Origin of the sequence: Glutamicibacter uratoxydans (genome assembly GCF_006539925.1) — a bacterium.
GTDB classification, from domain to species: Bacteria; Actinomycetota; Actinomycetes; order Actinomycetales; family Micrococcaceae; genus Glutamicibacter; species Glutamicibacter uratoxydans.
The window spans coordinates 169,537-181,810 of the sequence record NZ_BJNY01000006.1 but is presented as its reverse complement, the minus strand read 5'-3'; the positions used below and the strand labels follow the sequence as shown (position 1 = coordinate 181,810).

Sequence of the window (12,274 nt, the reverse complement as noted above, 5' to 3'; positions counted from 1 at the left end):
ATTCGACTTGGAATTAAAGGCGTGCTGCAAATTGAACAGGTAATAGCCTGCGGCGAGCAACGCGACAAGTACAACCGCTAAAACAGAGAGAACAATTGCACGAACCCTGCGCTTCTTGCGCCGCGCCGTGCCGAATTGTGCACTTCTGGACGCAAAAGTCTCGCGTGCTGGTTCTTCTAGTTTCATTCCTACCCCACCGGGAAATTCCGAGGAAGCCAACGGTTCTCCCGGGTGACTTCGTGCAATCAAAAAGACTACCCAAGATACTTGTGTGCATCCTGAGTAGTCTTTCCATGTTTTCTAGTCGTCGAGCTTTGCGACGAACTTCTTGAGCCAGGATTTGAGGCCATCGCCCAAATCATCATGGTCCACGGCCAAGGTGATATTTGCCTGCAGGTAGCTCAGCTTGTCGCCGGTGTCGTAGCGGCGGCCACGGAAGATGACGGCATGAACCCCGGCGCCTTCCCCTTCAGCGGAGGCAAGCACCTGAAGCGCATCTGTGAGCTGAATTTCGTGCCCGCGGCCCGGAGCCGTGTGCTCCAGCACTTCGAAGACGCGCGGGTGCAGCAGGTAGCGGCCAATGATCGCCAGGTTGCTCGGCGCTTCCTCAACCGACGGCTTCTCCACCAGGCCGTTGACCTTGACGTAGTCTTCGCCGTCAACGGCTGAGACATCCGCACAGCCATAGGCGCTGATCTGTTCCGGAGCGACTTCCATCAGGGCGATGACCGAACCGCCGGTATTGCGCTGGACTTCGGCCATGATGCTCAACAGCTCGTCGCGTTCGTCGATCAAGTCGTCGCCGAGCAGCACAGCGAACGGCTCATTTCCCACGTGCTGCTTAGCGCACAGCACCGCGTGGCCCAGACCGCGCGGATCGCCCTGGCGGACGTAGTGGATGTCTCCCAGGCTGGTGGCCTCGTGGATCGCGTCCAGCTTCTTCTTGTCGCCCTTGGCTTCCAGCGAATACTCCAGGGAAGGGACACGGTCAAAGTGGTCTTCCAGAGCGCGCTTGTTGCGGCCGGTGATCATCAGCAGGTCGGTGAAGCCTGCCTTGACGGCTTCTGCGACAACGTACTGGATTGCCGGCTTGTCAACGACAGGCAGCATTTCCTTGGGCATGGCCTTGGTAGCTGGGAGGAATCGAGTTCCCAGACCGGCTGCTGGGATGACTGCCTTGGTAATCGGCGACGGAGATGTCATTGTACTTAAACCTTGTCTATCGAAAGCTACAACTATTCAAGCATGTTCCCGAGGCCCGATAGGGCCATCTGACTACTTCTTCAATAGTCGTTTCATCACAGCGCGGGGGAAGTACTCCGTGACGTCACCGCCTAAGACCTGGACTTCCTTCAACAGCGAGGAAGATAGGTGGGTGAAACGGGTGTCAGCTTGCAGGAATACCGTCTCAACACCTGTCAGGTGCCGGTTCATGGTGGCCATGGGGATTTCGTAGGCATAGTCGACGGTGCTGCGAAGCCCCTTGACGATGGCCTCAGCTCCCTGTTCCTTGCAGAAGTCTGCAAGCAGGCCGTTGCCCATGGGCAGGGCTGTCACTCCGCGCAGTCCTCCCACGGTCTCTTCGACAATTGCTACGCGTTCTTCTTCGGTGAATCGATACTTTTTGGCATAGTTGGTGGACACCGCCACGATCACCTCGTCAAAGAGGCTGGCGGCTCGGGCGATGATTTCGACGTGTCCGTTGTGGATAGGGTCAAAGGATCCGGGGCAAACAGCTCTACGCATACGTTGAATGTATCAAGAAGATTCGCGAATCCAGCGCTTCGCCGGTCTGCGACCCGCAAGCATTACGTTCACAGTTGGCCTTAGTTTTCCGCGCTCACTTCATAATGGAGATATGAGCCTTGATTACACCCCGTGGCAGCGCACAGCTGATTCGGCCAACCTCCTAGACTCCAGCGGGACGCCGAGCATGACAATCTTCGAAGAGATCACCGCGCTGGCCAACAAGCACCAGGCGGTGAACCTCGGTCAGGGATTCCCGGATACCGAAGGGCCTGAAGAGATCCGCCGGATTGCCGTCGAAGCGATCCTTGGCGGAGCCAACCAATATGCCCCGGGCTCCGGCATCCTCGATCTGCGCGAAGCGATCTGCGAACACCAGCAGCGCTTCTACGGCATCAATTTGGACCCCGCCACCCAGGTGGTCGTTTCCACCGGAGCCACCGAAGCGATCGCCGCCTCGCTGCTGGCCTTCGTGCAGCCCGGCGACGAAGTGGTGACCTTCGAGCCCTACTACGACTCCTATGCAGCAATGATCGGGTTAGCCAATGCGCGCCACAGGGTGGTGCAGCTTGAACGCCCCGACTTCCAGCCGGATATCGAAAAGCTGCGTGCGGCGGTCACCGATGCAACACGCGTGATCGTGGTCAATAACCCGCACAACCCCACCGGTTCGGTGCTCAGCGACCAGGTGTTGCAGGAAGTGGTCGATCTGGCCCACCAGCACGACTGCATCATCGTTGCCGACGAAGTCTACGAGCACCTGCGCTTCGGGACCAAGCACACGCCAATCGCCTCGCTGCCCGGAGGCTTTGAACGCACCATCACCATTTCCTCGGCAGGAAAATCCTTCTCCTTCACCGGGTGGAAGGTGGGCTGGGCCAGCGGCCCGGAGCACCTAATCACCGCCGTGCGCACGGTCAAGCAGTTCCTGACCTATTCCTCGGGCCCGGCCTTCCAGCCCGCGGTCGCCCAGGCGCTGCGCCTGCCCGATAAGTTCTTCACGGGATTCGCCGAAGAACTGGGGCACACCGGGCAGCTGTTGGCCGCCGGTTTGGAGCGGGCCGGCATTCCGGTCTTCCGCCCGCAGGGAACCTATTTCCTGGTGGCCGATGTGGCCCAGCTCGGCTATGAGGATGCCACCGAGATTGCACGGATCATGCCCGAACGCCTGGGCGTGGCAGCCATACCACTGTCAGTCTTTGTACATCCGGAAAACCGGGCGGCCTACGCCTCGCTGCTGCGCTTCGCCTTCTGCAAGAAGGAATCAGTGATTGCCGAAGCAGTCACGCGGCTGCAGCGCATCGGAGAGTTGAAGCGATGAGCGGAAAGATCCCTTCGCGCTGGCTGGGTTTCGTCCAGCAGCATGCAACCATCTTCGACGACGACCTGGTGCCCAATGCCAAGATTCTTGCCATCGGCGGCGCCGAGCAGTCGCATGTGAACCTGGCCAGACCCGAGGAAGTCTTCTACGAATACCTTGCACGAATCGCCAATCACATCCAGGTGCTCAAGCCTGCCGGTTCCACGCTGCGCATGCTGCATTTGGGCGCCGGCGCACTGACTCTGGTCCGCTGGGCCAGCGTAGTCTACCCCGGCAGCACCCATGTGGCCGTGGACATCGAGCGCGAGCTGCTGGATTTCGTCTTGGAGGAGCTGCCGCTGCCCCAAGGCTGCAGCCTGACGCCGGTGGTGGCCGATGCCCGCGAGGTCTTGGTCAATGAACTTGCAGGCCAACAGTTTGACGTGATCATTGTCGACATCTTCAGCGGACCGGAAGCACCGGAGCACCTGACAGTGCCCGAGTATTACAAGCTGCTGGGTGCGGCGCTGCAGCCCGACGGCCTACTCTTCGTGAATATCGGAGACGATCCGCCGCTTCGGTTTACCGACAGCCAGGTGAAGGCAGCAGAACAACACTTGGACTTTGTGATGCTCTCGGCCCCACCGCAGATGTTCACCCGCAGGTATCCGGGAAATCTGGTCCTCACCGCCGCCAAGAAGAGTCTGGACCCCTCGGCGATTGCCGCCTGCGAGGCGGCTGGCCCCTTCCCTTCGGAAATCCACTACTCAGTCGGCCTGGACGGGTTCGGCAAACCATAACTGGGTTTCGCCGTATTTTTTAGAGGCGATCAGTTCAATGGACGCCGGCCAGCTGGGCTCGGGCGAGCGGCTGGAGCGCTCGATGACCAAGGTGGCATCCTCGGCAAGGATCCTTGCCGCCTTGGCCAGGGTGGTTTCCAGCTCCGCTTCGGTGAGCGGGTAGGGCGGATCCATGAAGATCACGTCAAAGGTCTTGCGCGGCTGCCCGGTGGATTCGTCGAAGTAGAGGTCGAGCACCGAGTCAACCGAGCCGCGGTGGACGTTGACAGTCTCGTTCTTCAGCACCTTGTTGACCAGCGCTGCATTCTGCTGGCACACGGCCACCGCCTTGGGCGCCTTCTCCACCAGGGTGACCTGGCGTGCCCCGCGGCTGGCAGTTTCCAGCCCTAGGGCGCCGGAGCCGGCGAACAGGTCAAGGACCCGCGCTCCTGAAATAATGTCCCAGCTCTCAAGCCGGGAGAACAGTGCTTCCTTGACGCGGTCGGTGGTGGGCCGTGTGGCATCTCCCGGCACCGACTTCAGGGGGTTGCCGCCGGCGGCTCCGGCAATAATTCGGCTCATAGTCTCAGACCTTCAGTTCACTAGTTCTTGTTCAAGAATTCGCGGGTGGATTCGTCGACCCAGCCCATCACCGTCTTGAAGAGCAGCGGGTACTCGTGATGCCACTGCGCGTAGCCCATGAGAATTTGGACGTCATGGCGCGCCTGTTCAATGAGCGTGCGGTCCTTGATGATGCTCAGCTCGCGCAGCGTCGATTGGCTGCCCGACTGCTGTACGCCAAGGATGTTTCCTTCCCTGCGCTCAAGCAGGTCGGCCTCCGCCAGTTCGAACCCGTCAAGGGTGGATTCGATGACCCGCAGCCGGTTGACCGAGGCGTGGTCCGCATCCAGCCAGGTGGTCAGCAGGCAAGTTCCGGGCAGGCCGCCGCGGCCCACTCGGCCGCGCAGCTGGTGCAGCTGGGAGATGCCGAAGCGTTCGGCATCCATGATGACCATCAGCGTCGCATTGTGCACGTCCACGCCGACTTCGATGACGGTGGTGGAGACCAGCACGTCGATGGAGCCGGCGGCAAAGTCATCCATGATCTGCGCCTTGTCTGCAGCGTCCAGCTGGGAATGCAGGCTTTCGATTTCCACGCCTTCGAATTCGGGCATAGAGCGCAGCATCTCAAACATCATCTCCACGCTCATGGTCTGCGCAGAGGTGTCCTCATAGGTGGCCAGCAGCACTCCCTGCTCCCCCGCAGTTTCGGTGATGCGTGGGCAGACCACGTATACCTGGTGCCCCTTAGCCACTTCTTCGCGGATCCGCGAATACAGCCTGTCGCGGTAGCCGGTCAGCTGCATCGGGACGATGTGGGTGGAGATCGGCGCGCGTCCGGCGGGCAGGCGCTTGATAGTTGAGGTTTCTAGGTCTCCGAAGACTGTCATTGCCACGGTGCGCGGGATCGGGGTAGCTGTCATCACCAGAGTGTGGGGCATCGCGTCCCCAGCCTTGGCGCGCAGGGCGTCGCGCTGTTCAACGCCGAAGCGGTGCTGCTCGTCGACCACGACCAGCCCCAGCTCGGCGAAGCGCACCTGGTCTGAGAGCAACGCGTGAGTGCCGATGATCAGCCCGGTTTCGCCGCTGGCAATGCCCAGCAGGGCCTCGCGGCGCTGGGCGGTCTTGGCCGATCCGGTCAGCAGAGCCACTCCGGTGCCTTCGCCTTCTCCGAAGAGCCCTGGATCTGCCAGAGGGCCGAGCATCTTGGTAATGGACGCGTAGTGCTGGGCCGCAAGGACTTCTGTGGGGGCTAGCAGCGCCGCTTGGCCGCCGGCGTCGATGACCTGCAGGATGGCGCGCAGCGCCACCACCGTCTTGCCGGAGCCCACCTCGCCTTGCAGCAACCGGTGCATGGGGTGCTCCAGCGACAAGTCCCCGCTGATCTCTTCACCGACCTGCAGCTGGTCTTCGGTCAGGGCAAAGGGAAGCCTGGCGTCGAATTTGTCCGCCAGTCCCCCACTGGTCCGGGCTCTTGGCACCGCGTGCTGGCTGCCCAGCTGCGCGTTCTTCTGCGCCAGCGACAGCTGGAGGATAAATGCCTCTTCATAGGCGAAGCGCTGCCTGGCGATATACGCCTGCTTGAGGTCGCGCGGGTGGTGCCGGTTGAAGAACGCCTGCCAGCGGGCGGGATAGCGGCGCGCGTCGAGCAGCGGCTGAGGCAGGAATTCGGGCAGGTTCTGCTCGTTCACGTGCTCAAGCAGAAGGCCCATCAAATCGCGGATCCGCTTGTTCGGCATCTTGGCGGAGGCAGGGTAGATGGGGATCGGGGTTGGATCCGCCTGGGAAGCTTCATCCAGGATGGCGTAGTCCGGCTGCGAGAGCTGCAGATGGTCCTGGTACCAGCCCACCTTGCCGCTGAACATGGCGATGGTTCCGACCTGCAGGTCGTTGCGGGCCTGGTAGCCGTTGAAGAATGTCATCCGCAGTTCTTGGCCGGCATCTCCCAGCTCGTCGCTCACGGTGACTTCAAAGATGAATCCCTTGCGCGAGTGCATCTGGCGCTGGCTGACATTCACCACCTGGGCAACCACTGTGGAGTGCTCGTCGAAGGGCAGCTCGGCAATGGGGGTCAGTTCCCCGACCTCTACATAACGGCGCGGGAAGTGGCGCAGGAACTCGCCAACACTCTGGTAGCCGAAGGCCTTTTCAAGGGCGGCTGCATGCTTGGCGCCCAGCGCGTCTGCCAGGGCTGTCTGTTCAAAATCTGCTGCAAGTTTTTTAGTCGTCATGAACGCAGAGGTCGGTCACGCTGATGTTTACTGGCTCGCCCTGTTTCCTGATCAATTCCAGGGCTGCATCCGAGTCTGGGACGTGGACATGCACGCGCCAGCGGTAGGTGTCTTCATCCAGCTGGTTGACCGGGGACATGATCACCGAGTCGCCGATCGAATCCAGCTGTCCACGCAGGGTGGCCGCGCCCAGCGCATCAAGGGTGATGGTGCACATGACTTCAAGACCTTGGGCCGCTTCGTACTCAAGGTGCACATGCGGGTCCTGGACATGGTAGCCGTGGAATTTTTCGTAGTCCTCAAAGTCGGCGTGCTCATTGCGCACCGCGGCGCACATCTCATCGATGATGATCATCATGCCGACGGCTCCGGCGTCGACGACTCCTGCCTTCACCAGGGAGGGCAGGGTGTTTTCGGTTCCCTGGACTGCTAGACGGGCGGCCTGGGTCATCTGCGAAAGCAGCGTGTCCAGGGCGGCGCGGCTTTCGAGGTCAACCTTGAGGTGGTTCAGCGTCGAGGCGGCGGCCAATGCCAGGGCGTTGATCACCGAGAGCATGGTGCCTTCCACCGGTTCGCTCAACGCAGACCAGGAGCGGACCTTGGCCCGTTCCAGGCCCAGGGCCAGCAACGGTGCGGTCAACCGCTCTTTGCCCTTGAGTGGTTCGCTGAGCCCGCTGAGGAACACCGCAAGCAATGTTCCGGAATTGCCGCGCGCTGACTCCATGGCCGCGCGCGCGGCAATTTCAAGGAAAGCTCCAATATCATCGCTATCCAGTTTGCTCACCGCGTCATGTCCTGCCCGGGCGGTCAGATACAGGTTGCTTCCCGTATCGCCATCCGCCACGGGGAAGATGTTGATGGCGTTAAGCCGGTCTGAATGATTCCCCAAGCTCTTGACGCTTCGTGCGAGCCATACAGCAATGGCGCGAACGGAAGTGTCAAGCTTTTGGGTCGTCATGATGAAGAGGATTCCTTCGGTAGTTACTGAGACAGATCCGTATTTGCTACGAACTCGTCAACTGTGTCGTTCTGCAGTGCTTCGCCAAACTTATTAATCGTAGCCATATCCGGTACGACAATCGACTGTCCGTCAGACGAACGGCCGGTTCCATTGTTTGGAAGCGTGAAGAACTCCATGTCGCTTGGGCGCACATTGATCATAGATGAAGCGATCGTAGCAATCTTGGCTGCGTCCAGGGTGTCGTCAACAGAGATGTATGGCGCAAACTCGGAAACGATGTTCTGCACCTTGCCCGGATCGGTCAAGGTGTCCTTGGACATGATCTCTCCCAGCAGCGACTTGACGAAGAGCTGCTGGTTCTTGACGCGCTGGTAGTCGCCGGTCTTGAACGCCTTGCGTTCGCGGACGAAGGCAAGTGCCTGCTCGCCGTCAAGCGTGATTTCGCCTTCTGGGAAGTGGGTGCTCTTGTCGTGAACCGGGGAGAACGCGATCGGGTTGTTCACCGTCACGCCGCCCACTGTATCGGTCAGGCCCTTGAAGCCTTCAAAGTCGACGGAGGCAACGTGGTCGATGCGGACGCCGAACAGGCCTTCCAAGGTTTCAACAGCCTTGGCAACGCCGCCGTAGGCGAAGGCCGCATTGATTTTCGCATTGCCGTGGCCCGGGATGTTCAGCCAGGTGTCGCGCATAATCGAGGTGACGTAGACGCCCTTGCGGTCCGAAGGAATGTGAACCAGCATCATGGTGTCGGAGCGTCCGCCGTTGGGCAGCGTGCCGAATTCTTCGCTGTTCGCATCGATGCCATCGCGCTGGGCGCGAGTGTCGCTGCCGAGCAGGAGGATGTTCAGGGCATCCTTGGATGCTTCCTTGACCTCTGGACGGTTCTCCTCCACGGGGAAGGCATTCTCAATCTTCTGGCTCTTCTCGTTGAAGGTCCGGCTGAGATTCCAAACGTAGCCGCCTGCGATGAGTCCGGCGATCACCACCAGTGAGAGGATGCTCAGCAGAACTATGCGCCCAGTGCGCTTCTTTTTACGCGGGCGCGTAGCCTGATTTTCAAATGACATATGTGACCTTTCACAGTTTCAACTCAGTACATCTTATCTTTCAGCCACGCACGGTAGGCTTTAAACGTGTCGAAAATCAGCTTGACCCTCGAACCGTCACCGAATCGTAATCTAAAGATTGGGCGAATCGCATCAGTTGTTCTTCTTGGCGGCTTTTTAGCTACCAGTTTGGCTTCCTGCGCTTCGGTGGCTTCCGTAGACGCAGCCCCTGATGCCGCAAACCCTGCTTGTGCCGAAATGATGGTTGTGCTTCCCGAAGTCATCGGCGACGCAGAACGCCGGCCTACCTCGTCCCAGGCAACCAGTGCATGGGGCGATCCTTCACAGGTGGTTTTGCGCTGCGGGGTTGAAGCCCCTGGCCCAACTACCGATCCGTGCGTATCAGTTAACAATGTCGACTGGGTCGCACATGAAGATAAGTCCGGCATTTGGACTCTTACTACTTATGGTCGCACACCTGCCACAGAAGTCGTCCTCGATCCGAATGTGATTCCATCCAGCACGGTTCTCGCTACGCTTTCCGATTCGGCTTCCCGCATTCCAGCGCAGAAGCAGTGCACCAGTGTGGAGAAGGCTGAAAAGTTCTAAATAACGGACGCTGAGATCCGGACAACATAAACCAAGAGGCACCTTGTTTGACTAGGTCAAGCAAGGTGCCTCTCGGTTTATGTCGTTTTAGCGTAGACCGATCTTTCGATCCAGTGCTAGGCCGATCAGCTCGTCGATCAACTCGCGGTATTCAATACCGGTCTTGGCCCACATCTGCGGGTACATGCTCGACGGGGTGAAGCCTGGCATGGTGTTAATCTCATTGATGATCCAGTCGCCTTCTGGGGTGTAGAAGAAGTCGACTCGCGAAAGCCCTTCGCCGTCCAGCGAGTCAAATGCCTTGACTGCCAGCTCACGGATCTCCTGGGTGGCTTCCTCGCTCAGGTCGGCCGGGCAGCTGAGCTTGGAGGCGGTGCCGTCAACATACTTGGCTTCAAAGTCATAGAAGGTGTGGCCGCTGTCAGCAACCGCGACTTCTCCAGGGAAGGAAGCACGAGTCTGGTCCGAGCCGCGTCCTTCTAGAACGCCGCATTCAATTTCTCGACCAATGATGCCCTGCTCAACGATGACCTTTGGATCTTCAGCTCGCGCAACTTCAATAGCTGCACGAAGCTCCGATGGGGAATCGACTTTCGTAATTCCAACGGACGATCCAGCGCGGGTTGGCTTCACAAATAGCGGGTACTGCAGGCGCTCACAGCGAGCAAGCGCTGCTTCGCTATCACGCAACCACTGCTTGTTGGTAATGACTTCATATGGGCCGACCTTGAAACCCGCGCCTTCGAAGGCAACCTTCATGAAGTGCTTGTCCATTCCGATAGCACTGGCGGCGATGCCGGAACCAACGTAGGACACACCTACCATTTCAAGCATGCCCTGCAGGGATCCGTCTTCGCCGAATGGACCATGCAGCAGAGGGAAGACCACGTCGATGGTGCCGAGGTCGGTAACACCGGAGTCCGTCAACGAAAGCAATGACGTTCTGCTCGGATCCGAGGCAAGCTGCACCGGGTGGGATACATCGGTGATCTCCGGAAGTTTGCCAGTGTTCAACGCCCAGTCCTGCGGATCTTCCTCAAGCAAGGTCCACTGACCTTGACGGGTGATTCCCACCGGAACGATGTCGAAGCGATCCTTGTCAATCGACTTCATGACACCGGCCGCTGTCACGCATGAGACGGAATGTTCTGAGGAACGACCGCCGAAAAGTAGCAGGACTCGGGGTTTCTTGTCGGTCATTACTGCTGTTCTCCTTCAGACTTCAATTCTCGTGACAGCAGTCGCTGGGCCATGTTCTCAACACTGAGTGTTCCTTCAAGCACCATGACGACTGCTTCAGTAATTGGCATTTCGACATTATTGGCACGTGATAGATCAAGTACCGCTCGCGCAGACTTGATGCCTTCAGCAGTCTGCGACATGCGGTCGTTTACTTCTTCTAGGAACAGACCTTGTCCCAGCAACCGGCCGGCCGTGTTATTCCTCGATAACGAAGACGAACAAGTTGCTACGAGATCCCCAAGTCCCGAAAGGCCGGACAAAGTCTCCATGCGCCCTCCCAAGGCAAGCACAAGACGCATGGTTTCTGCAAGTCCTCGAGTAATTACGGTGGACTTGGTGTTGTCCCCCATGCCCATTCCGTCACACATGCCAACTGCCAGTGCGATGACATTCTTGACGATGCCGCCAAGCTCTACGCCGAGCACATCGTCGTTGGTGTAGGGGCGGAAATACGCTGCCGAACACAGCTGCGCAATCCATCCAGCGGTGTCTTCATCCGAGCAGGCAACCACCGAGGCGGTGGGCTGTTCGCGGGCGATCTCCATGGCCAGGTTGGGACCGGAAAGCACTGCGATGCGCTCCTCAGGCAAGCCTGAGACCTCGGCGATGACTTGGCTCATCCTCATGTCGGTACCGCGTTCCAGGCCCTTCATCAAGGACAGGACGGTGACTTCTGGCTCGAAGAATTCCTTGAACTTGTCCAGCTCTGCACGCAACGACTGCGAAGGGATGGCCAGCACGACAAGATCAGCACCTGCAAGCACTGCCTGCTGATCCGATGAAGCACTGATGTTGGCGGGAAGCTTGGTGTTGCGCAGGTACCGAGAGTTGGTGTGATTCTCCCGGATTTCTACAGCGGCATCCTCGCGTCGAGCCCAGATTTCCACCTGAATGTTGTGCTCGGCCACGGCATCTGCCATTACCTTCGCGAAAGTGGTGCCCCAGCTGCCTGCACCCATTACGGCAATCTTGCGTGGTAGTGGCTTAGTCACAATTTTTCCTTTGACCGAACTGACACGAATTTATTTGTCTGGATTCTCAAAGCTGCGGCCGGTGCGGGCCTGGCCGTGCTCGCTGGGGTCCCACAGCTTTTCCGGAGGCGTTTCATTTCGAAGCTCCGCCTGCAAAGAAGTAATCGAGTTCATGATGCGCTCGGTGGCTACTTCCAGCACCTTGCGGGTGCGCGGCCCAGAACGCAGGTCATCGAGATCCACCGGCGAACCTACTGAAACCGTGACATGCTTGCGTGGGAAAAGATAGACCTTCTTGGAATAGCGCGGCAGGAATTCCTGGTCTCCCCAGTGCGCCATGGGCACTACCGGTGCGCCAGTCTGCAACGCCAGACGTGCAGCACCGGTCCGTCCGACCATGGGCCAGAGATCCGGATCCCGTGTGAGCGTGCCTTCAGGGTAAATGACTACTACTCCCCCGGCATCCAGCACTTTCTTGGCGGCCTTGAGAGATTCGCCAGCGCCGGAGGCACTGCGTGCCACCGGAACCTGACCGGTTTCGCGCATGATCCATCCGAGCACCGGCGGCTTGAACAGGGATTCCTTAGCCATCCAGCGCGGCAGCCGGCCATTGCTGTAGATAGCGTGGCCGACTACCAATGGATCAATCTCGGTGAGATGGTTCGGGCAGAGGATGTATCCGCCTTCCGGCAGATTCTCGAAGCCCTTCCACGTTTTGCCCATCAAGCTGTTCATCAATGGACGAACAATTGTTCCCAGAACATTGAAGATGCGCTTGGTTCTCGGATCTTCTCCGGGAGCCGTGATTTTTACCATTAACCGAACTTT

The 12,274-nt window shown here is 59.1% G+C and carries 12 protein-coding genes; 3 read left to right on the top strand and 9 right to left on the bottom strand.

What is annotated here, in order from left to right; genetic code table 11:
• Positions 1 to 300: 300 nt before the first annotated feature.
• Both galU and coaD read right to left on the bottom strand, forming a co-directional pair.
• Complete coding sequence (galU, locus tag AUR04nite_RS06485; RefSeq protein ID WP_141363152.1) at positions 301 to 1,203, bottom strand: UTP--glucose-1-phosphate uridylyltransferase GalU; 903 nt, start codon at positions 1,201 to 1,203, stop codon at positions 301 to 303.
• 72 nt (positions 1,204 to 1,275) lie between these two features.
• Positions 1,276 to 1,746, bottom strand: coding sequence for a pantetheine-phosphate adenylyltransferase (gene coaD / locus AUR04nite_RS06480; RefSeq protein WP_141363150.1), 471 nt, complete (start codon positions 1,744 to 1,746; stop codon positions 1,276 to 1,278).
• A gap of 112 nt (positions 1,747 to 1,858) precedes the next feature.
• On the opposite strand from coaD, the gene AUR04nite_RS06475 reads away from it, so the two are divergent.
• Together AUR04nite_RS06475 and AUR04nite_RS06470 are read left to right on the top strand one after the other, a co-directional pair.
• The gene (locus tag AUR04nite_RS06475; protein ID WP_141363148.1) at positions 1,859 to 3,067 is read left to right on the top strand and encodes an aminotransferase class I/II-fold pyridoxal phosphate-dependent enzyme; all 1,209 of its coding nucleotides are present in this window, start codon (positions 1,859 to 1,861) and stop codon (positions 3,065 to 3,067) included.
• Positions 3,064 to 3,846 (top strand): spermidine synthase, encoded by a 783-nt coding sequence (locus AUR04nite_RS06470; RefSeq protein ID WP_141363146.1) that lies wholly within the window; start codon positions 3,064 to 3,066, stop codon positions 3,844 to 3,846. Before AUR04nite_RS06475 ends, AUR04nite_RS06470 begins: the two co-directional genes overlap by 4 nt.
• On the opposite strand, the gene rsmD is transcribed toward AUR04nite_RS06470, so the two are convergent.
• Genes rsmD through AUR04nite_RS06450 form a run of 4 tightly spaced genes read right to left on the bottom strand, consistent with a single transcriptional unit; the run spans position 3,814 to position 8,645 of the window.
• Positions 3,814 to 4,407, bottom strand: a complete 594-nt coding sequence (gene rsmD, locus AUR04nite_RS06465; RefSeq protein WP_141363143.1) for a 16S rRNA (guanine(966)-N(2))-methyltransferase RsmD — start codon at positions 4,405 to 4,407, stop codon at positions 3,814 to 3,816. The genes AUR04nite_RS06470 and rsmD overlap by 33 nt on opposite strands.
• Before the next feature lie 20 nt (positions 4,408 to 4,427).
• On the bottom strand, positions 4,428 to 6,617 hold the full coding sequence (locus tag AUR04nite_RS06460; RefSeq protein ID WP_141363141.1) for an ATP-dependent DNA helicase RecG: 2,190 nt from the start codon (positions 6,615 to 6,617) through the stop codon (positions 4,428 to 4,430).
• A complete protein-coding gene (locus tag AUR04nite_RS06455) occupies positions 6,607 to 7,575 on the bottom strand; it encodes a DAK2 domain-containing protein (RefSeq protein WP_141363138.1) in 969 nt (322 codons plus the stop codon). The genes AUR04nite_RS06460 and AUR04nite_RS06455 overlap by 11 nt, the downstream gene beginning before the upstream one ends.
• A gap of 23 nt (positions 7,576 to 7,598) precedes the next feature.
• Complete coding sequence (locus AUR04nite_RS06450) at positions 7,599 to 8,645, bottom strand: LCP family protein (RefSeq protein ID WP_141363136.1); 1,047 nt, start codon at positions 8,643 to 8,645, stop codon at positions 7,599 to 7,601.
• 75 nt (positions 8,646 to 8,720) lie between these two features.
• Between AUR04nite_RS06450 and AUR04nite_RS06445 the strand changes: the two genes are divergently transcribed.
• Positions 8,721 to 9,233, top strand: a complete 513-nt coding sequence (locus AUR04nite_RS06445; RefSeq protein ID WP_407646666.1) for a DUF3515 family protein — start codon at positions 8,721 to 8,723, stop codon at positions 9,231 to 9,233.
• A gap of 87 nt (positions 9,234 to 9,320) precedes the next feature.
• On the opposite strand, the gene AUR04nite_RS06440 is transcribed toward AUR04nite_RS06445, so the two are convergent.
• The 3 genes from AUR04nite_RS06440 to AUR04nite_RS06430 are packed head-to-tail and all read right to left on the bottom strand — an operon-like array spanning position 9,321 to position 12,262.
• On the bottom strand, positions 9,321 to 10,433 hold the full coding sequence (locus AUR04nite_RS06440; RefSeq protein ID WP_141363134.1) for a D-alanine--D-alanine ligase family protein: 1,113 nt from the start codon (positions 10,431 to 10,433) through the stop codon (positions 9,321 to 9,323).
• Positions 10,433 to 11,467, bottom strand: a complete 1,035-nt coding sequence (locus AUR04nite_RS06435; protein ID WP_281285110.1) for an NAD(P)H-dependent glycerol-3-phosphate dehydrogenase — start codon at positions 11,465 to 11,467, stop codon at positions 10,433 to 10,435. The genes AUR04nite_RS06440 and AUR04nite_RS06435 overlap by 1 nt, the downstream gene beginning before the upstream one ends.
• 30 nt (positions 11,468 to 11,497) lie before the next feature.
• On the bottom strand, positions 11,498 to 12,262 hold the full coding sequence (locus AUR04nite_RS06430) for a lysophospholipid acyltransferase family protein (protein ID WP_141363132.1): 765 nt from the start codon (positions 12,260 to 12,262) through the stop codon (positions 11,498 to 11,500).
• Between the last annotated feature and the right edge of the window lie 12 nt (positions 12,263 to 12,274).